This window comes from Ruegeria sp. AJ12 (assembly GCF_056536245.1).
The window spans coordinates 3,349,242-3,369,682 of the sequence record NZ_JBQFJJ010000001.1 but is presented as its reverse complement, the minus strand read 5'-3'; the positions used below and the strand labels follow the sequence as shown (position 1 = coordinate 3,369,682).

The 20,441-nt window shown below is 56.3% G+C and carries 19 protein-coding genes; 4 read left to right on the top strand and 15 right to left on the bottom strand.

Going from position 1 to position 20,441, the window contains the following annotated elements:
* Positions 1-52 precede the first annotated feature (52 nt).
* The 8 genes from ACR3E0_RS16895 to ACR3E0_RS16860 form a co-directional block, all read right to left on the bottom strand.
* Positions 53-1,264, bottom strand: coding sequence for a saccharopine dehydrogenase family protein (locus tag ACR3E0_RS16895; protein ID WP_480480009.1), 1,212 nt, complete (start codon positions 1,262-1,264; stop codon positions 53-55).
* A gap of 23 nt (positions 1,265-1,287) precedes the next feature.
* Positions 1,288-3,177 carry a biosynthetic arginine decarboxylase gene (gene speA, locus ACR3E0_RS16890; protein WP_480480008.1) on the bottom strand — a complete coding sequence of 630 codons (1,890 nt, stop codon included), beginning with the start codon at positions 3,175-3,177 and terminating at the stop codon, positions 1,288-1,290.
* Between the two features lie 100 nt (positions 3,178-3,277).
* The gene (locus tag ACR3E0_RS16885) at positions 3,278-4,363 is read right to left on the bottom strand and encodes a DUF1513 domain-containing protein (protein ID WP_480480007.1); all 1,086 of its coding nucleotides are present in this window, start codon (positions 4,361-4,363) and stop codon (positions 3,278-3,280) included.
* Between the two features lie 3 nt (positions 4,364-4,366).
* Positions 4,367-5,377, bottom strand: coding sequence for an imelysin family protein (locus tag ACR3E0_RS16880; protein ID WP_480480006.1), 1,011 nt, complete (start codon positions 5,375-5,377; stop codon positions 4,367-4,369).
* Positions 5,378-5,380: 3 nt separating this feature from the next.
* A complete protein-coding gene (locus tag ACR3E0_RS16875; protein WP_480480005.1) occupies positions 5,381-6,883 on the bottom strand; it encodes a di-heme oxidoreductase family protein in 1,503 nt (500 codons plus the stop codon).
* Positions 6,884-6,887: 4 nt separating this feature from the next.
* Positions 6,888-7,373: a bacterioferritin gene (gene bfr, locus ACR3E0_RS16870; RefSeq protein WP_480480004.1), complete on the bottom strand. Its 486-nt coding sequence runs from the start codon at positions 7,371-7,373 to the stop codon at positions 6,888-6,890.
* Positions 7,321-7,614 carry a (2Fe-2S)-binding protein gene (locus tag ACR3E0_RS16865; RefSeq protein WP_480480003.1) on the bottom strand — a complete coding sequence of 98 codons (294 nt, stop codon included), beginning with the start codon at positions 7,612-7,614 and terminating at the stop codon, positions 7,321-7,323. Before ACR3E0_RS16865 ends, bfr begins: the two co-directional genes overlap by 53 nt.
* A gap of 133 nt (positions 7,615-7,747) precedes the next feature.
* Positions 7,748-9,019 (bottom strand): imelysin family protein, encoded by a 1,272-nt coding sequence (locus ACR3E0_RS16860; RefSeq protein ID WP_480480002.1) that lies wholly within the window; start codon positions 9,017-9,019, stop codon positions 7,748-7,750.
* 250 nt (positions 9,020-9,269) lie between these two features.
* Between ACR3E0_RS16860 and ACR3E0_RS16855 the strand changes: the two genes are divergently transcribed.
* Positions 9,270-9,830 (top strand): ZrgA family zinc uptake protein, encoded by a 561-nt coding sequence (locus ACR3E0_RS16855; RefSeq protein WP_480480001.1) that lies wholly within the window; start codon positions 9,270-9,272, stop codon positions 9,828-9,830.
* Between the two features lie 648 nt (positions 9,831-10,478).
* Here ACR3E0_RS16855 and ACR3E0_RS16850 read toward each other — a convergent pair.
* Genes ACR3E0_RS16850 through dctP form a run of 3 tightly spaced genes read right to left on the bottom strand, consistent with a single transcriptional unit; the run spans position 10,479 to position 13,403 of the window.
* On the bottom strand, positions 10,479-11,789 hold the full coding sequence (locus ACR3E0_RS16850) for a TRAP transporter large permease (RefSeq protein ID WP_480480000.1): 1,311 nt from the start codon (positions 11,787-11,789) through the stop codon (positions 10,479-10,481).
* Between the two features lie 13 nt (positions 11,790-11,802).
* Positions 11,803-12,375 carry a TRAP transporter small permease subunit gene (locus tag ACR3E0_RS16845; RefSeq protein ID WP_480479999.1) on the bottom strand — a complete coding sequence of 191 codons (573 nt, stop codon included), beginning with the start codon at positions 12,373-12,375 and terminating at the stop codon, positions 11,803-11,805.
* Complete coding sequence (gene dctP, locus ACR3E0_RS16840) at positions 12,372-13,403, bottom strand: TRAP transporter substrate-binding protein DctP (RefSeq protein WP_480479997.1); 1,032 nt, start codon at positions 13,401-13,403, stop codon at positions 12,372-12,374. The genes ACR3E0_RS16845 and dctP overlap by 4 nt, the downstream gene beginning before the upstream one ends.
* 502 nt (positions 13,404-13,905) lie before the next feature.
* Between dctP and ACR3E0_RS16835 the strand changes: the two genes are divergently transcribed.
* From ACR3E0_RS16835 to ACR3E0_RS16825, 3 genes are all read left to right on the top strand, one after another.
* The gene (locus ACR3E0_RS16835) at positions 13,906-14,730 is read left to right on the top strand and encodes an MBL fold metallo-hydrolase (protein WP_480479996.1); all 825 of its coding nucleotides are present in this window, start codon (positions 13,906-13,908) and stop codon (positions 14,728-14,730) included.
* 93 nt (positions 14,731-14,823) lie between these two features.
* On the top strand, positions 14,824-15,549 hold the full coding sequence (locus tag ACR3E0_RS16830; RefSeq protein WP_480479995.1) for a carboxymuconolactone decarboxylase family protein: 726 nt from the start codon (positions 14,824-14,826) through the stop codon (positions 15,547-15,549).
* A gap of 24 nt (positions 15,550-15,573) precedes the next feature.
* The gene (locus tag ACR3E0_RS16825; RefSeq protein WP_480479994.1) at positions 15,574-16,485 is read left to right on the top strand and encodes a LysR family transcriptional regulator; all 912 of its coding nucleotides are present in this window, start codon (positions 15,574-15,576) and stop codon (positions 16,483-16,485) included.
* A 79-nt stretch (positions 16,486-16,564) separates the two neighbouring features.
* On the opposite strand, the gene ACR3E0_RS16820 is transcribed toward ACR3E0_RS16825, so the two are convergent.
* The 4 genes from ACR3E0_RS16820 to ACR3E0_RS16805 form a co-directional block, all read right to left on the bottom strand.
* Complete coding sequence (locus tag ACR3E0_RS16820) at positions 16,565-17,191, bottom strand: glutathione S-transferase family protein (protein WP_480481075.1); 627 nt, start codon at positions 17,189-17,191, stop codon at positions 16,565-16,567.
* The gene (locus ACR3E0_RS16815) at positions 17,188-17,838 is read right to left on the bottom strand and encodes a glutathione S-transferase family protein (RefSeq protein ID WP_480479993.1); all 651 of its coding nucleotides are present in this window, start codon (positions 17,836-17,838) and stop codon (positions 17,188-17,190) included. The genes ACR3E0_RS16820 and ACR3E0_RS16815 overlap by 4 nt, the downstream gene beginning before the upstream one ends.
* Before the next feature lie 345 nt (positions 17,839-18,183).
* Complete coding sequence (locus ACR3E0_RS16810; protein WP_480479992.1) at positions 18,184-19,245, bottom strand: maleylacetate reductase; 1,062 nt, start codon at positions 19,243-19,245, stop codon at positions 18,184-18,186.
* A 540-nt stretch (positions 19,246-19,785) separates the two neighbouring features.
* Complete coding sequence (locus tag ACR3E0_RS16805) at positions 19,786-20,319, bottom strand: hypothetical protein (RefSeq protein WP_480479991.1); 534 nt, start codon at positions 20,317-20,319, stop codon at positions 19,786-19,788.
* Between the last annotated feature and the right edge of the window lie 122 nt (positions 20,320-20,441).

Sequence of the window (20,441 nt, the reverse complement as noted above, 5' to 3'; positions counted from 1 at the left end):
GCGCTGCCCCCGGACCCCCGAGGTATTTTTTGCCAGATGAAGCGAAAGCGGATCAGAATTCGACTGGGCCATCGAGTTCGTGGACTTGCCATGGTAGGCCGTGGGTGTTCAGCATGTCCATGAAATCATCGGGGTCGAGCTGTTCCATGTTCCAAACACCCGGCTCGGTCCAGTTGCCTTTCAGAACCTGTGCCGCGCCGATCATGGCGGGGACGCCGGTGGTGTAGCTGACGGCCTGGGAGCCGACCTCGGCGTAGCATTCTTCGTGGTCACAGATGTTGTAGATGTAAAAAGTCTTCTCGCCCGAGCCGTCCTTGGCCTGACCTGTGGCGATGTCGCCGATACAGGCTTTGCCTTTGGTTTCCGCGCCCAGATCACCGGGGTCGGGCAGCAGGGTTTTCAGGAACTGGATCGGGATGATCTCCTTGCCGTCATGCATCACCGGGTCGATGCGGGTCATGCCGACATTTTCCAGCACTTTCGCATGGGTGATATAGGCGTCGCCGAAGGTCATCCAGAAGCGGGCGCGCTCGATCTCGGGAAAGTGGGTGCTGAGCGACTCCAGTTCCTCATGATACATCAGGTACATGTTTTTGGGGCCGATGGCGGGGAAGTCGAACTCGACCTTGTGGGTCATGGCGGGAGAGTGTCTCCATTCGCCGCCTTCCCAATGGCGCACCTCGGCCAGCACTTCGCGCAGGTTGATTTCCGGGTTGAAGTTGGTGGCGAATTCCTGATCGTTGCTGCCGCCATTGGCGTCAAGAACGTCGATCTGGCGGATCGTATCCAGTTTGTGTTTCTTCAGCCATGTGGCGAAGACGCTGGTCACGCCCGGATCGAAGCCCGAGCCGAGGATCGCTGTCAGACCGGCCTCTTTGAAGCGCTCTTGATAGGCCCATTGCCAGTGGTATTCGAACTTGGCCTCATCCTCGGGCTCATAGTTCGCGGTGTCCAGATAATGGATGCCCGCCTCAAGACACGCATCCATCAGCACCAGATCCTGATAGGGCAGAGCGAGGTTCACGAGGATTTCAGCCCCGGTTTCCTTGATCAGCTTGACCGTGTCTTCGACCTTGTAGGCGTCCAGTTCAGCGGTTGCGATATCGACGCCGACACGTTCTTTCACCGCCCTGGCGATGGCGTCGCATTTTGACTTGGTGCGGCTGGCCAGTGTGATTTCGGTGAAGATGTCCGAATTCATCGCCATCTTGTGCACGGCGGCGTGGGATACGCCACCTGCGCCAACAACCAGTGTTTTTCCCATGGGGTTTTCTCCTCTCACAGGGGTTATTCGTAATATGTGTAGCCGTTGATCGAGTCGCGATAGGCGCTCATCAGGGTTTTGCGGTCCTTGGCTTGCAGAGTACCGGTGGAGATCGCCTCGTCCACCATTTTGCGGAAGGCGGCGACGCAGTCTTGCGGGTCGAACTCAACGTAAGACAGAACCTGGCTGATCGTGTCGCCCTCTTGTTCGTGCAGCAGGTCGAACCCGCCATCGGCGCGCAGGTCGATGGTGACCACGTTGGTGTCGCCGAACAGGTTGTGCAGATCGCCCAGCGTTTCCTGATAGGCGCCGACGAAGAACACACCCATGAAATACTCGCTGCCCTCGGGCAGGGAATGCACCGGCAGGCTGGGTGAGACACCATCGGCCAGAATGAACCGGTCGATCTTGCCATCGCTGTCGCAGGTGATGTCTGACAAAACGGCGCGCCGATCAGGCGTTGCGTTCAGATCTTGCAGCGGGACGATCGGGTGTAGCTGGTCGATGGCCCAAACATCGGGCAGGGATTGGAACAGTGAGAAATTGCAGTGGTAGATATCGGCCACTTTCTCGAGCTGGTCATCAACATCCGTTTCCAGATCATCACTGGCGGCCAGCGCCTTTAGGCGGGCCATCAGCGACAGATAGATACGCTCGGCCCGGGCCATCTGGCGCAGATCGACGTATCCACGGCGGAACAGGGCGCGCAGCTCGTTGCGGTAGAATGTGGCGTCGTTCCAGCATTCCTGCAGGCGGTCTTTGCATAAGTACCCGTGTACCGCAGCGAGGTCCGAGACCATGTGGTGATCGCCGGGCTCCACTTCGGGGCCGTTGGGGGCGTCATAAAGCGTGCTTTCCAGCACGTTGAACACCAGCATTGAGGAGGTTGCGACCACGGCCCGTCCACTTTCGGTGACCAATGTCGGGTGCGCAACTTCGGCCTCGTCCATGGCATAGGCCACGGTTTCGACCACATTGCTGCAATACTCCTCGACCGTGTAGTTGATCGAGTTCTCAGCGACCTTCTTCTCGCCCGTATAGTCCACTCCCATGCCACCGCCGAGGTCCAGATGGGTTAGCGGCACGCCTTCACGCGTCAGTTCGGTGTAGTAGCGGCAGGCCTCACCCACGGCGCGGCGGACATCGTTGACGTCCTGAACTTGGCTGCCCAGATGCGAGTGCTGCAGCTTGAGGCAATGCAGCAAACCGGCATCGCGCAGCTTGTCGACGACGGCAATCAACTGATCGGTATTCATCCCAAAGGCTGAGCGGTCGCCCGAGCTTTCCTCCCATTTGCCGCTAATCTGGTTGGTCAGCTTGACCCGCACGCCGATCAGGGGTTCGATTCCCAGTTTGTTGTAAACCTCAATGACGGTGTCAGCCTCTTTCGGGCTTTCCAGTACGATCACCGTGTTGAACCCGATCTTGCGGCTGAGGATGGCCAGTTGGATAAACTCGGCGTCCTTGACACCGTTGCAGACAATCAGAGCCTCACTGGCCAGGCGGTGCGCCAGGGCCACAACCAACTCGGGTTTAGACCCCGCCTCAAGCCCGTAATGGTATGTCTTGCCGAACTCGACGATCCGGTCCACGACTTGGGCCTGCTGGTTTACCTTGATCGGGAAAACGCCGCGATACGACCCTTTGTATCCGACACGCATAATGGCGTCGGCGAAGCTTTCGTTCAGATGTGCGATCTCGTGCTCAAGATAGGACGCGACGCGCAAAACCATGGGGGCCTTGATGCCCCGGTCATCCAGATCGCTGAGGATACCCGGCAGGCTGATCGCACTGGCTTCGGGTGCCATCGGATTGCGCAGGCCGATTTCCCCCTGCTCCGTCACCTCGACAAGGCCCTTGCCCCATTTCTCAACGCCGTAGATGGAATGCGGTGCGTCAGGCGTCTGTTTCAATCAGGTCAATCCTTGCAGAGTGGGTGTCGGTTTCGCGCCCGCCAATACGGCAGCGGTTTGATTCTTCCAAGAGTAAACTGCGTGGAAACACTTGCCGAATTTATGCGACAGATCGGATCTGGACCAGGTGGTTATCCCACTGGCAATCGGACCGGGCTTCTATCACGGGATACGTTCCGGTCACCGATCCGAAGGTTCCCGTTCCCGTCGTGAAAATTAGGCCATCCGGGGCTGCACCCAAACCACACACGTCCTCAAGTGCAAAGGCATCGGCAAAAGCGCCTTCGCTCACGTCGAACCTGAGCAGCGCATTGCCGCGCGGGCAGGTGATGGCCACCGTTTTGCCATTCGCCGAGAAGGCAATGCTGCCAGCATAGCCTTGCAGCGAGTTTTGGATACGTTCAGGGGCCGATATCAGGCGAGGTTTCTCGCCCCTGCGATGCAGTCCCAGAAGCGGCGGGTGTTCCGTTTGACTGCCTTGCCATTGCATCGCGAAGGCAACCAAACCATCACCCCGGATGGCGAGGTGGCGGATCGAATTCTTTCGCAATGCGCGTGGCAATTTAACCTGCTCCTGCACCGTCCCGGACATATCGACATAGGTCAGGTTGGGCTGCATCGTCGGCAGGTTCAGTTTGGTTCGCCCTGTGTCAGGATGTGTCTCGATTCCGCCATTTGCAACAACCAGTGTCTGGCCGTCGGGCATCATCCGCATGTCATGCGGTCCAACCCCTCCGGACGAGAATTCACCCAACCTTACGAAGCTGCTGGCGTCCCATACACTGATGATGCCGTCTCCGGCTTCATATTTGTTTTCAGTCGCATAAAACAGATCGCCATCCGCCGAGAACGTGCCGTGCCCGTAGAAATGGCGACCGTACGGAGCCTGAAGCCGCGCCACTTCGGTCCCATTCGCACAATCGATCACCGACGCAAATGTGCCGGGTCGACGGGCGAAAGCCACGGCCATTGCCTTGACCGGATGTGCGGCGGCCGCATGACCGCGAGCGGGGAGTGGAAGGGCAAAAAGGACATCCCCGCGAACACTCAACCCAGCCAGTCGGTACGTGCCATCCGGAAACAGCGCGGCGGCCAGAAAATCGGGTGCGCCGACAGATGCCCAGCCTCGGACAGGCGACAGGGCCGTGGCGGCCAGACCGGCCAGGAAGAGACGGCGGCTGGTCATGGATCAATCCCCGTCCAGCGCGTTGAATCCGGCACTGATCCCCAGTTTGGGGCCCAACTCGGTTGCCGCGATCATGCGGATATCGTTGATGGATTGCTGTAGTGCCTCGACCCGGAACCTACCTTGCGGTGTTGCGACCCCAGCCAAAGCGGGATCGTCAATGGACTGGATGCTGTCGATGGCGCGCGCGAACGCTGCGTCCAGATCCGCGGCCACATCATGGTGTTGGTAAGACAAACGTGCTGCAAGATCGCGCAGCGAGATCAGGGACAGCTCCACATGACGCAAGGAACGCCCGGACCGGTGCGCCTCAGCCCGTTTGGGGCGTGGGCGTTCGAAAGTGCCAAGGGGGCGGCCGAGCCTTGTCTCTGATGTGAATTGCAACCCCGTGGACAGCGCCTTGAACAGCTCTTGCATCGCCTCGTTCTGCGAACGGTAGGGGCTGTCCTTGCCTGGTTGCGTCAGAAGTGGCGCGTAGGCCGGCCAATCGCTTGCCATGGCCTTGGCGTTTGCGTCGATATCCTTTGCGACTGCTTGTATCAGGATGCATCGATAATTCGCGCTGCCTTGTTGGTTGAATGCGGGGTCGTAAAGCAACCGTTCCAGAGCAAGGAACCCGCGCCCCGCGATCGATGTTTCGGCATAGGCCTTTGGATTCTGAACGGCCTCGTCTTCGGTTGCGATCAGCTTTGACAGCGCTTTTGTAGTGAAGCCCTTGGTGTCCGGCCAAAAGGCCATCGCAAATGCGCGGTCGTCCGTTTCCGTTGGCCCGAACCGCAGATGGCTTGCGGAAATCCAGCTGTCAAAAGCGGTGCCATATGCCGCGCGAAGCTCGGCCGAGCCCGGGTCACACTCCAGCATGGCCTCGGTCGCCAGCGCGCCCGTCGCGTCAGACAGTTCGGAAAATCGCGGCAGGATATGGGAGCCGGTCACGTCCAGCAGGATTGCTGCGCGATCTTGTGCGAAGGCTCCAAACGGCAGAAAAAGAGTGACAAGAATAACTGTCAGGCGCATGGATCAAAGGCTCTCCAGAAAACGGATCAGGGCGTTGCGGTCTGCCTTCGGCATCGATACGACTGTGTCCCGCGCAGATTGCGCTTCGCCGCCATGCCACAGGATTGCTTCCAGCAGATTGCGGGCACGCCCGTCGTGTAAGAACTGCGTGTGACCCGATACGCGTTCGGTCAAGCCGATGCCCCATAGCGGAGGCGTGCGCCATTCCTGCCCGTTGGCGCGGGCTTCGGGGCGATGATCGGCTAGCCCCTCGCCCATGTCGTGCAAGAGCAGGTTGGTATATGGCCAAATCAACTGGAAACTGTGCTCGGGCCGGTCTTCCATGCGATGCGTGACATGGGCGGGCGTGTGGCAGGACGCGCATCCGGTTGTGTGAAACACTTCTTTGCCGCGCAGGACCTGCGGATCATCAGTGTCCCGACGGGCGGGCACGCCCAGATTTCGGCTATAGAAGGCCACAAGGTCCATGCCAACCTGATCAATCTCGGCGCCGCGCACATCGGTGTCGCCGTGGGGGGCTCGGACGCAGTTCCTCTGCGTCTCGGTGCAGTCGCCGTGCGGCATGGGGAACAGCGGGCTCGAGATGCCGATGTCACCGGCAAAGGCTCCGGCTGATTGTTCCATGACGGTGGGCATCCCGGCCTTATGCCCGAAGCGGCCCATCATCGGCTCGCCGAACTCGGTGGACCAGACAATATTCGGACGGCCGGAAATGCCATCACCGTCCACATCGTCGGGGTCGGCCTTGGCCAACAAATCCTCGACCGGGATCGCCTCCAGCAACCCCAGGCCGATCATCTGCGGCGCAACCCGCGGGCTGAGCATGGCATCCGGATGCAGGGGGCCGTAGCCCAAATCGGCCGCCTTGTAGGTCGGCCGGCGCAGCCAGGCGGTCTCACCTTCGGAGAGGTCCACCGCAATCTCTTCATAGGTAACATCAAGCCGATACTCAGCGGGATGACCGGCGAGCGCAAAATCCTGTAACTGGCCGCCATAGTTCGGATCGGGCAGGGTGGCGAAATAGCCTTCGATTTCCGCAAACCCGTCCTCGGGCGCACCGGGGATTGATATACGCAGGAACATTGAAGTCGCGCTGTCGTCTGGGCCATTGGGCGTGTGGCCCCGCCCATCCTTTATGTGACAGCGCTGGCAGGACCGCGCGTTGTACAATGGCCCGAGCCCGTCCGAGGCCAGCGTCGAAGACGGGGACGAGACCCAGATTTTTTTGAATAGCCCGTTGCCGACCTTGAAGTTCAGTTCCTGTTCGAAACTCAGATTGCCCGAGGGTTGCGAGAATGCGTCGGCGTTGTTGCGCACTCGCACTGTCGCAGCCCCGGCTGATAAGTCCTCGAACCGTTGCGGCGCGCTGAAATCGTCTGGCGCCGCTGTGACAACACTTATCCGGGCGCGTTCTTCGGCGGTTCTGGGAAGGGTGTTCAGATGAATATCCCTTAGCCCATTGGCCAGGGAGGGAGTGGCCGCGAAGGCGGCCACCGACAGGGCCATAAGGCTATTCGCCTTCGTCCATTTTGGAAGCGTTGAGTTGCGCATAATTGGCTTCGCCGATCCTTTCATAAAGGTCGAGCTGCGTCTCGAGAAAGTCGATGTGGCCTTCTTCATCGGCCATCAACTCTTCGAACAATGCCATCGACACATAGTCTCCTGCGCTCTGACAATATTCGCGTGCTTCCTTGTAGAGAGCCCGTGCATCAATCTCGGCTGCAAGGTCGCATTCCAGTGTTTCCTTCGGGTTCTGACCTATGCGCAGCGGGTCAAGTTTTTGCAGGTTGGGGTGACCTTCCAAAAAAAGTATGCGTTCAATCAGCTTGTCCGCGTGATGCATCTCTTCGATGCTTTCCTCGCGGCTTTTTTTGGCCATGCCGCTCAGACCCCAATCGTCCTGCAGTCGGTAGTGCAGCCAGTATTGGCTGACTGCGGTCAGCTCATGCCGCAGTGACTTGTTTAGATATTCGATGACTTTTGGGTCGCCCTTCATCTGCACTCTCCTGTGATACTCCGGTGCGTAATGCACGGAGCTGCATGGGTACTTCGAGATTATCGTTTGATCGCATGGTGTCTAGGAAAAGAGGCATGCATCCGCCACAATCTGCTGACTTTCCAAGGGCATGGTAGATTTTCCCGGGCGTGATGATGGCACTTGAATCCGACGTCCGCATCCAGTCGATCGCAGCGCGGATGTCGTGGTCAGTTATGTTGGTGCAGTGGCAGACGATCATGGTGACTCGACCGATTCTTATTTCTTACTCAAATAGTAAGTTATTTATCCCGGGTCCAGTTCGAATTTGCGCCGATTGACCCGCAAAGGGCCGGAAGCGCGATTTGTCGCAGGCTTCCGGCTGGTGATGTCAGCTACTGAAAGACCGCGTCCGGGTTGTCCAGGCTGTCCGATCCTTCGAACTCGATCTGATCCAGTTCCAGGGCGGCCACGATGCGCTCGATTGTCTTGGTCTGGTCGATCAATCCGTCGACACCGCTCATGATCAGAGCTTCGCCGCCGGCATTGCCGCGCTCCAGCATTTGATCATAGGCGAAACCAGCTTCGGCCGTGGTTTTTATGGTGCCCAATGCCAGCATTGTGTTTGCCAGTTTGGCTTTCATCTCGGCATCCAGCGACGGGTCGTTGGCGATCACCAGATCCGACAGAGACGCGCCGCTGATCGGAGTGCCGTCGATGCGGGTGTAATGCCCCAAGTAAACGTTCTGGATGCCGACACCATTATAATAGTGGTCGTTGTGGGTGTTGTCGGCAAAGCAGGAATGCTCTTCTTCGGGGTCGTTCAGCATCAGGCCAAGACGCATCCGTTCACCTGCGGTTTCGCCATAGGACAACGAGCCCATGCCGGTGAGGATTGCACTGACGCCTGCGGATGCGTCGGCAGTCAGCGCAACACGTGCCTCGCCACCGTCGGCCCATTGCGCGGTCATCCATTCCAGATCGCTGACCAGGAGGTCGGTGGCTGCACTCAGAAACTGGGCACGGCGGTCGCAATTGCCGCCCGTGCAGCCGTCACCCTGCGCATAGTCGGACCAGGGGCGGTTGCCTGCGCCAGCACCGTGGCCGTTCATATCCTGACCCCACAGCAGGAATTCGATGGCGTGATAACCGGTGGCTACGTTGGCCTCGATCCCGCCGGCCTCGTGCAGCGTCTCTGCCAGTAGTTCGGGTGTGATTGCGCTGGCGTCGATCGAGTTGCCCGACAGTTCAAAGTTCGGGTTGGCGATGACGTTCAGCACGGCAAACTCGTTCTCATCCGTCGCGCCGCCATAGGACGTGTCGACGTAATCGATCAGTCCTTCGTCCAGCGGCCACGCGTTAACCTTGCCTTCCCAGTCATCGACGATGGCGTTGCCAAAGCGGTAAACCTCGGTCTGCTGATACGGAACACGTGCGGCGATCCAGGCAACGCGCGCCGCGTTCAATGTGGCGTCCGACGGATCGGCGATCAAAGCGTTTACGGCGGTCTGCAGCGCCTGCGCTGCGATCAGGCTGTCTTCGTATTTGGCTGCGGCAATGTAGGCATAATTGTTCAGTACATCGGATTTTGCCGGCGCATCGCCGGCTGAAGCGGCGGTTGCAACGCAAAGCATCAAGGCGCTGGTGGCAGCAAACAATCTGGGCATGAGATTTGGATCTTTCCTGTCAGAAATGGCAAAGAGAACGACTTTGCAGCAAGGTTTTCACGGTGAATTAACTGAGTGATTTAATCAACTATGTCAACCTGAGTTTTATTGTCAGAAATGAGGGCCTCAATTGATATCCGGCGCCCGCCTCCCCATATCTGGGGGGATTCGACGCAGCGGCTTACGTTGCGCGACCGCCTAAACAGGATAAAATGAACAGCGTGATTCTCTTTGTGGTGGTACCCGGTTAATGAAGTGCGCGGTTTTTGCTTTGTCCCTGTGCCCTGCGGCCCTACAGGCTCAGGCAACACAGCTTCAGGTTCCCCACGAGCATGGTTCCGGGAGCCTTGGTATCACCCTTTCCGAAACAGAGTTCACCCTGTCGCTGGCCGTGCCGAGCGCAGATATCGTCGGGTTTGAACGTCCCGCGGAAAACGACGATGAGCGTGCACTTGTCGCGGTTGCAATCTCGGATCTGTCAAAGCCGCTGGAGCTGTTTGTTACTTCTGAAGAAGCCGGATGCATGACCGGTTCGGCCAACGTCATATTGACCGGCGAAAGTCTCGGTCAGGACGACAGTGCATCTGATGACACCACCCGGCTTTCCGAGCCCCCGGAGCATACCGAGTTTCAAGCGGATTACGTGATTACGTGTCAGGATATGATGGCCTTGGAAACCATAGAATTCGCGTATTTCGACCGTTTCGAAGGAACCGAGAAGCTGCATGTGCAGATCGAAAGCTCCGGTGCAATCCGGTCCATCGAAATGACGCGCGCGACACCGTTCCTCGATCTTTCGAAGCTTCGGTAGTCATGCGGCAGTCAAGTTGTTGCGATGCCAGCGCCGGTCGGTGCAGAGAGAATGGAATTCAGGGTGAAGGTGCCGGCGGGTCGAATTCGTGTTGATTGAGCCGAGGTAGCTTTCAGCGGCCTAGTCATGATGTGTGCGGGTACAGCACGCGGTTTTGAAGCTTTTGCAACAGTGCCAGACCAAGCTGCCCAGGCGAAAAATAGAACTGTCCACACCGATGTATTTGCACCGGGATTTGCGGGTCCACCGCTTCTCTATCAAGGCGTTGGTGAAATCCGCAGACGTTGTTGACGCGGTGCGTCAGGGACCGAAAGTAGTTTCTATCCTTACCAGTGACGACTCTGGCTAGGTCGCGACAGCCACCAGTGAGCCAGCCCAACCAACGACAACGGCGAAGGTGTTCAAAGTTCCTTGAAACCGGATTTTATTCTTCCAAGTTAGAGCGATGTTTTTTGCAGTTTGTAAAGGAGTTTGGTGTCCCACGCCTCATCTATATTGACGATATACAATTGCTTACCCCAGAGTGAAGAGCACCTATGTTTTGGGTTACGTTGAGTCGGCACCCAAACCCTGCGGGAAGCTTCCTAGCAAATAACCTGCAAGTCTGAATTAGCCTTATGGTGGGTCTCACAACCAACGCCAACTGAGTCAATGGCTTCCAGCCACGAGCTCCGGCAAAAACATCACGATCTGCGGAAAGGCAATGAACAGTCCGACAGTGAGGATATCTGCTGCAATGAAAGGCAGCACGCCGCGAAAGATGCGTTCGATCGGTATGTCTGGACGTGTTCCCGACACAACATAACAATTCAGACCAATCGGCGGCGTGATCAGTCCAATCTCGACCATTTTGACGAGAATGATCCCAAACCAGATCGGATCAAAACCGAGGCTCAGAATAACCGGATGTATGACCGGCAGCGTTAACAGCAACATGCCGATGCCGTTCATGAACATCCCTAAAAAGGTGTACATCAACAAGATTATAAGCAGGATTGCCATCGGTGGGTAAGGCAGTTCTGAAACCCAGTGGGCCACCGTCGTTGGAAGCCCGGCAAAGCCAAGAAACCTGACGAAAGTTACGATACCCCACAACACCGAAAAGATCATAACCGAGAGTTTGACGGTCTCCAGAAGCGAGCCATTCAAACTGGCGAAGCTCAGCTTGCCGTGAAGCAGTGTATAGAGAAAAATGGTACTCGCACCCAAGGCGCCTGCCTCGGTGGGTGTCGCCCAACCGGTGTACATGCCGCCAACAATGATCCCGACAACTAAAAGAATGGGCAGCATACCTGGCATGCTACCAAGGCGCTCTCTCCAGTCGATCCCTTTGATCGACGGTCCCAGCGATGGCTTCATTTTGAACATAGCCATCAAAAGGCCAATGTAGATCATTGCGGAAATGATCCCTGGTACAAAGCCGGCTAACAGAAGATCGCCTATGCTCTCCTCCACAATGATGCCGTAGATCACGAGGATTGCCGACGGCGGTATCAGCGAAGCCAGCGTGCCCCCGGCCGCAACGACGGCTGCCGAGATTTGCTTTTGATAACCACGGCTCAACAGTTCCGGTATCGCTACTCGTGAGAACACTGCAGCTGTTGCACTGCTGGCACCCGACACCGCACCAAACGTTCCTGCGGCAAAGACCGTTCCAATGGCCAATCCACCCGGGAGCCAGCCCATCCAGGCGCGGGCAAATCGGTAGGCGCCAGCGACAAGCCCGCTACTTTGAGCCAGAAAGCCAATCAAGATAAAGAGCGGGAGCACCGACAGTGAATAGGAGGATACCTCAGAAAAGGGCGAGATACCCGACACGCCAACGGCCACCGACCAGCTCTTTAACCAAGCAATGCCCAGGAAACCAACGATTCCGGCGGCAATAAAGATGCGCACTCCAAGAAGAATCAAAACGATTAATGCAACAAAGCCCAAAAGGCCGATAGCAGTGTCTGTCATTTGGAATTCCGACTCAATCGACCGCTTCGCGTAGCGGATCGAGTTTATGGGGCACGGCAAGTGGGTCAGTGTCCGGCCATGCAATCATTCGGGCAATTGCAATAAACTCTACGGAGAGGCGCACAAGCAGTAGGCTCAGTCCTAACGCAGCGGCCAGCTTGCTGGGCCAGATCGGCCAACCCGCCGTCATCGTAGAATCGCCAATCCCGTAGGAGCTTGCAAAATACCGCCAAGCGCCGGGGCAGACTGCAAGCAGGAAACACAATGCGACGACTGTCGTTAGCGCATGGGCAACCCAATAGAGGCGGCCTTTCAGCATCCTCAGCAATAGGTCCATCCGCAAATGGCCATCCCGTCTGTAGCAATAGGAGATCGGCAGGATGGCGAAAGCGACGATTACCAGTTCGACTGATTCAAGGTATGCAGGTATTGGCCGATCGAACATGCCTCGCATGATGATCTCGGCTGACCCGGCGACCATGATGCCGAAGATGGTGACTGCCCCGATCTGTGCGGTAACCCGCTCGGCTGCGAATAGTCCGCGGTCAACCCGAGCCAGTAGCTGAGCGCCTTTCAATCCGCTCATTGCGTACTCATGGCACGCGCTTCTACGAGCAGCATATCGAAAATTTCCTGCGCGGGAATACCTCTTTGGGCGTTCTCAGTGACCCAATCATCCCAGATACTGCGCCCAGTTTTGTCGATGAAGCTCTGCACCTCCACAGGGTCAAAGCGCACTTCGGTAAGGCCCATCGCCGCCCATTTGGGCAAGTTCAATTCATCGACTTCGCGATAGGCCTCCAACAAAGCTGCATGCCCAAATGGCACGGCGTCTTGTAGAACCTCGCGGTATTGTTCCGGAAGGTCATTCCAGGCGTCGATGTTGATCAATGTTGGCACGGTGAAGGCGCCGATCCCAAAGTCTGCCGTGTACCAATCCGATAAGTCGTCCAGTTTGAACGCAGAAAACCCATAGTACGGCATAGCGACGGAGTCGACCATACCACGTTCGTAGCCCTGATAGATCTCGGGTGAAGGAATAGCGACCGTCGTCGCCCCGAGGAGTTCCATAGCCTTGCCGCTGCTGGCAAGAGCCCGTACGCGCAAACCTTGGAAATCCTCCAAGTTTTGGGGCGGCGCGCCTTTGCCGATCAGCGTGTTCTGAGGGATAATGTTGTCCATCAAAACCAGGGCATTCCAGCGACCAAATTCATCCTTGACGATCTGGTTGTTGTAAAAGCTCTCGCGCAGCGCGATGGTATCCTCAAGGCCGTCCACAGGGAGGAAGGGCAGCATCAGCGCCGAAACAGCAGGCGTCTTGGCGGGGCCGAAACAGACGCAATAGAGCGCCATTTCAAAAGCACCGATCTTGATGTTGTCTAACTGATCGCGGCCCTTGCCCAAAGCCCCTCCAAAATGAACAGCAATGGTGAACTTGCCACCCGTTTCTCGCTCCACGTGATCGACAATCGCCTCAATCCCTTTTGTAAGGTGGCGCTGCGGACCAAAAACATTGAGATCCCAGTGCACGACCTCGGCGTTCGCCATCGCAACCGAAGCGCCAGCGAACCATGCAAGGCAGCCAGCCGATACGATCTTGATCGTTGTTTTCATCATATCCTCCCATTCGTCAAAGCTGTCGACGTGGTGCTTCAAGTTTCGGTCTTCCACAATGTTGTAACTACAACATAGGCACCAAGCATCGTCGATCAGCAGCTCCAGATCATGTCCATTTCCAGGGGTGAGGACCGAGGCAAGCCGCAGCGCCTCGTTCCACGTCCAAACAAAAAGTGCAGTCTGCTCTCACGAGTATTCCGGTCCATCGTCATAGCGCTCCTACGGATGTGATCATTCCAAATTGAAACATTAAACGTCCAATATTGATTTTGGTGCCTGCAATACAGTTTCGGTATGGCGGCCCATGCGGATTTGGTATCGCCGCTTCACATTTTGGTATTTGACCGCATCGCGTTTTAGTCAAAGAAATGGGCGCGTCAGGCCATCGGACTGGACTGGCAGGTGGACATATGAGGACACAGCTATGACAATTGGCCCACTACCTCGGATGGCATCGGTGAAACTGGGTGCCCTAGATGTGCATGCAGCTGTCGATGGAGTGGCACCGGCCCGCCTGATCACAGAAATGATGTTGGGAGGCACGGAAGATCTGGTCCATGCCAACCGCGAGTGGCTTGAATGCAACTATGTCGACAGCAACTCGCAAAGGCTCATTCTGGCCTATCAGTCCTTCATCGTGAAAACGCCCGAAGCAACGATTCTCGTTGACTGCGCCGTTGGCGAGGATGGTGAATATGCGCTGCGCCCGGATTGGCACCACGCCAAGTCTGACTGGATGAACCACTTGGGCCAGGCCGGCGTCGCTCCAGAAGACATAGACATTGTCTTCCTCACGCATCTGCACATCGATCATACGGGATGGCTGACTCGAAAAACCGCGGATGGCTGGATGCCAAGTTTTCCCAAGGCGAGGCATATGACAACGAAGATCGAATTCGACTACTGGGCAAAGCATCACGCCGAGTTCCCATTTATGGAACGTTCGATCCCGGATTCCGTCGCTCCTGTCGCGGCCGCGAACCTGTTTTCTTTCATTTCGCCTGGCGATGAGATCGCCGACTCTCTTTTTGTCGTGGACTTAGCTGGGCACTCCCCCGGCATGGTGGGCCTTGAATACCGCACCGACGGCAAGGTCATCGCTGCTTTCAACGGCGACCTGATGCATCACCCCTTACAAATGACGGTTCCGGAGATGTCTACACGGTTCTGCTCCGACCCAGACCAAGCTGCCCGCGTGCGGAGGGACAAGCTTGAGGGGTACTGCCGCGACGAAACGGTTATGTTCTGTGGCCATTTTCCGGGGCGCAGCGCTGGTCGCGCTGTTGCTTCGGGCCAAGGCTACAAGTTCGCACCCTTAGACTAGACCGTATCAACATGTGCGAGTTGGAAAATGGTATAAGCCAAAAAAGCTACAAACTGGTTCACCGCCTGAAGAGCACCCCAAATGGGAGATACCATGGAACATAATGCCAAAAGCGAGAGTAACGATTGGCATACAAATGAAGTAGACGCAGGATACGAGGCGATCTGCACTAGGTTTTGTAGCGCGGTGCAGAATGAAACGGCAATCCTTCCTGACAACATGCGCAAGGTCATTGAGGCCACTTCGGCATTTGCAAACCGCGACTGGGAACAGCTGCGTCGGCTTGCAATCGAGTCACCTCGTATCGGTCTGAGCGCCGAGGAACTAGCCGAGATTTGCCTTCAGACGGGAATCTATACCGGCATGGCCTCGCTTGGCCGCGCGCTGACAGCTATCCGAGCGGGGCTTGAAGAAACAGGTCGCTCGCTAAACTTCGCGCCCGGCCCTGACTTAGACACCGAACTGCTGGCGCTTAACCTACGTAAGTCCCTTCACAGTGATCGCTACGGATTGGGGCATGCAGACGAAAGCCGATTTTTTTCGGGGCCGCTCTACAGCATCGTTTCACGTATCGGTTACGGAGAAATCTGGTCGCGCCCTGCGCTGAGCCTCAAGCTGCGGCTCTGTTGTGCTTTGGTGGGAATGACGATTGCCAGCCCGTCGGAGTTGCTGTGCAAGTTTGCCCGCACTTCACTCGATAATGGCTATAGCAAGGAGCTGTTGCGCGCTGTCATGTTCGAAACCGTTTTGTACCATGGCGGGCCGCGAACTCTGTTTGCCTTGATGGCTGTGGAGGATAGCCTAGAGCTGTCGAACTGAAGCGCAAAGGCAATAAAGGCTCCGATGGAACTCAAGCAATTTCGATATTTTCTTGCGGCCGCGGAACTCGGCAATATCGGTATGGCCGCGCAGCGCCTTAACGTATCGCAGCCGCCGGTGACGCGAACCATTCACGCGCTCGAAAGGGAGCTTGGCTTCGACTTGTTTGTGCGCACACCGAAGGGCGTCTTGCTGACCGAGGCAGGTATCCAGTTTCAGAAGGATGCAACGCGCGTTCTGGAAGAGGTAGAGTTTTCAAGGATGCGAGCCCGGGAAGCTTTCCTTGGAAAACTGGGCCGGTTTGACATCGCTTACTTCGGTTCGGTCGTCAGTTGTTTCGTTCCCGATCTTCTCCGACGGTTCTGCGATAAACATCCCGGGGTCGACATAACCCTGACTCGTATGAACCACCATGCACAAATGGTTGCGCTTCGGGAGCGAAGACTGCACATAGGCTTCGGTCGCTACCACAGGTCCGAAGCGGGGATAGCAACGCGTACGCTCACCCAAGAGAAGCTCTATGCGGTCGTTCGCGACGATTCGGAATTCGCAAAAGGCACAGGCGTGAGCATGGCTGATCTTCGCGCGCGACCGGTTATTTTGTTTCCGAGTTCAGAACGACCGAGTTTTGCCGATCAGGTTATTGCAGCGTTTCAATCCCGGGATTTGATGCTCAACGTTCAGAGCTTTGCTGAGGACAGCGCCTCGGCTCTGGCTCAAGTCGCATGCGGAAGTGCATTCAGTATAGTACCGCAGTCTATAGCGCAGCAAAGACATCCATCTCTTGTATTCTTACCAATCGAGGATTTGAAACTGACCATACCTCTGAGCTGCGCGTATATCGAATCCTCAGAATTGAGGGCTCCCATTCTGGATCGTTTTCTCCCATATTTGGATACCATTTCGACGGGCGGTTGGCCGCGTCGTGCAACCTGATCATCCTATTATCGCCATAGTTTTAAGTGCCACGGCGAATGCGGGTGCATCGGTTGATATCCGCCCGCTTACAATGGCATTAGCGGCAATCCCGATCCAAGCGCGCAATCCCAGCTTCAACGGCAGGGCGCGCGGCTATACGATCATGCCAGTTTGCAACGTTTCGGAAGGCGGTGATGTCGATCTGCTGCTTTTCAAAACGCATGATCCAGGGCCAACACATCATATCGACGATCGAGTATTCCCCAATGATGAAATCTCGTCCCTCAAGTCGTTCATTTAAGACGCCATAAAGTCGCTTTCCCTCCGTCAGATAACGTTCTTTGGAATAGCCGTTGTTTTCAGGAGCGCGGTGATTGAAGTGGTGAAGTTGCCCGAGCATCGGGCCCAGCCCGGCCATCTGCCAGTATATCCATTGCCTTGCCTCAAGGCAGGCATCCTCGTCTTTGGGCCAAAACTGCCCGGTCAATGCAGCGAGATAGTCGAGGATGGCGCCGCTTTCAAAGATTCTGATTGGCGGCTTGCCCTGTCGCTCGTGTAAAAGAACGGGCATTTTGGAGTTCAGCGTCAAGGCAACAAACCAGTCTTCAAACTGCTCGCCCTTGGTGATGTCAACAGGTACGAACTTGTGTTCCAACTTCATTTCGGCCAACGCGATGGAAACCTTGTAACCATTTGAGGTGTTCCATCCATAGAACGTGATCATTCCTGTTTTCTCCCTCGATGTCCTGGCATGTTGAATTCGTCCGCTGTGGCCAAGGCGAAACTTGGACGTGCAGTGATGCGTTGAAACCATGTGCCGACGTGCAAGGGCAGTTCGATGTCGTAGGCCAAGCCAATCATCCGGTTGATGCAGATGCCTTGTGCTATGTCCGCCAAGGAAAATGCGCCAACCAAATGATCGCGGCCCGACAACTGCCTGTCCATCACCATCAGCAGAAGATGCAGCTTGTAGATTATTTCTGGCGCTGTCGGGTGGTCTGATGGAGTGATCCCTGCCCGGAAAACCTCTTGGAAGAGTAACCGGACATTCGGCCAGAAGACTATCGTTGACCAATCCAGCCAGCAATCAATGGTAGCGCGATCGCGCTCGGAGTTGCCATAAAGCTGTCCGTTCTGTCGCGCGAGGTGTCGTAAGATGGCCTGGCTTTCCCACAACGCAAAATCGCCGCATTGCCAAACGGGAACCGTGCGGTTCGGGTTGACATTGAAAAAGGCCTCGGTTTCGGTGCCGCCATGCTGTCCGCCAACGATCTGCCGACGGATGTCCAGATCGAGTTCTGCGACGATCCAAAGTACTTTTTGAACGTTGGACGATGAACCACGTCCCCATAGGATTGGTGTATCGCTCACTTTCTTAACAAGCCCCCATGTCGGAAAAGGTCAGCGGAAGATGCGATGTGCAGATTAATTGGGATGGCTAGGATCCGGTCCGGGTCTCCGGGCGAACTAGCGGGATGAGCTTCGGTTTTTCGCCTCCCGTCAGGCGCGTCACCGGCCGTCCAAATATCGCAGATACTCGGTTTGCACGCCGCTATTTCGACCCGTGAACACCGGATAGCCCGGCTGTGCAGCAGATGCGCGCGCGCATTGACTAAGTGGCAAGCGAAACCAGATGCCACACGAACGGCGCGAACGAACTGCCAAATGATTGACCATTTGAATATCAAGAAGAATATGGAAGCGTCCGCCATTACATTACGCCTTTGGCCGGCTTCCGCGCCAAGCACGTTTCAAAAGCTCTGTCAGGGCATCCCTCTCAAGGATTTGAGGATTGAAATATGGGTTCTCTAGAGTGATTTCGACGGCACGTGCAATACCGTCTTCTGGCATAGCGATGTCCTTCAAAGCGGTGGGCGCACCACCTGATTTGGCAATGTCGAACAGCGCTGTTGCAGGGGTGTCCGAGTTTGTGGCTCGGCGCAAGGTATCCATTGCTCCTGGAATACCCGGCGCGTTGTAGGCGATCACGTGCGGCAGAAGCACAGTGTGGGTTTCGGCATGCGGAAGATCAAAAGAGCCACCCAGCACATGGCAAAGCTTGTGGTGCAGCGCCACGCCACCAGCCCCCAGACACACGGCACATAACCATGCACCGTAAAGTGCGTCGGAACGCGCGCCGATGTTGTTCGGGTCGTCTTGAACGCCGTGCAGAGCAGCCACCATCTTTGCAATGCCGTCTTCCGCCATCAGCGCCAGAACTGGATTCGCCTGCTCGGCATAAAGCGCTTCGACCGCGTGTGCGATTGCATTCATGCCGCTTGTAACGGTCATCTGCAGGGGTAGGGTGAGCGTGTGGTTCACGTCGTAAATAACGGTCTCTGGCAGTACTTTCAGTGTGCGCTGTGTGGTCTTTTTTCCATCTTCCGTTTGACCGACGATCGGGGTCATCTCGGAACCTGCGTATGAGGTCGGCAGCACGACCTGCGGCGCGTCGTTTCGCAAGGCGATGGCTTTGCCCAGCCCGATCGTGGACCCGCCCCCAATGGAGACAACGCCATCGGCACCGGTTGCCGCGAATGCCTGCATGGCACGTTTGGTCACTTCAATCGGCGTGTGCATTGCAGCTTCCGAGAAAACCCCCGCGGATATGTCTCCCAGGAGGTTGGAGAGCGCTTGCCCTTCTCCGGCCTGTGGCTGGGTAGTCAGCACCAGTGCTTTTGTAATTCCCAAAGCGGCAACTTCATCGGTCAGCCGTTGTGTGGTGCCAACACCGAATACAACCCGCGCCGGCAAACCAGTGTAGACAAAGTCCCTCATGTTTTCTCCAAGCAGTCCACTTTTGGACTTCTTATCGGGAGCAAATATCACCTTGTCCAATATCTATAGTGGACCTTTTTGATACGCGATCCGTATGATAAAACGCTCTGGACGCGCCGGCTGTCCCCACGGCGACGCCTCTCGTCTTCGACATTGTCTTGGCATGGAGTGACGTCTGGTTCACCAGTTCGGATTGGGAACAAATAATGGTTCTGCAGGACTTCCGCAGGTCGTCCCAAAGTGACGTTCGACACCCAATAAGTTGACCAACCAAACCGCGGAGCCCGGAAACAAGCCTTAGCTAGCTTTTATCTTTACACGCAGCCTGCACAGCTAAGGCAGAGGACGGTCCAAGAAGCGTCTGCTACTTCGGTCCAGTTTGGTTAGAGTTACCTCGAGATCCCTACATCACCAGCGGAGATCATCCGGCTTAACGTACCAAATGCCATGCGCGAACCGCACAATCTGCCAACAATTGCACTCTCATTGGCACCGGCTTGTGCGGCTGCGACTGCGCTAGCTATTGCCTCGTCGAAGCCCTTACGTCTTCAAAGCAACATAAACAGTAGGGTCCAATGGATTTGCTCTGACCGCTAGCCTTGCTTTGAAAACGGGTTCGAGCACTGCGCGCAGGGCGGTGCAGGTTGCTGCAATCTTTTCTGGCGTCCTCTCGGGTTTGGCGAGATATTGAATTTCCATGTTGGCCACTGACTGTTCGCTCATGCCCATCACCGGGACCACCGCCAGTTGGCAGGCGGATGCCGGAACAGACAGTTCCCTGCACAGGCTTTCGCGAAGAGGTGCCAGTACGGCGCGGATTGCGTCTTTCCTTTGCTCGAAAACGGCATCATCCACGAATATCTTGACGTTAGGCATAGCTGTTTCCTCTTTCGGTCTGATTTGCACTCCCAGAATGGCAGCTTCAAGAGAGGTTGTTTGAATACTTGCATTTGTCGGCAATGCAAGCAAAACCGCTACAACAGTGGTCAGAAAATATATTGCGAGCACCTTGCGAAAGAGCAGCTGGCACTTGAGAACTTTTGCGGCAGTGCCAGGCGATCGTCGACTTACCATTTATCAGAACTCACAGGATATGATCACGCCTGGGCGCGGCTCTTCCTGTCAACCCTTCATGTACTTTGCTATAAGATCTGTGATGGAATATGCACTGACCTGGTACCGCGTATTGGGCGTCT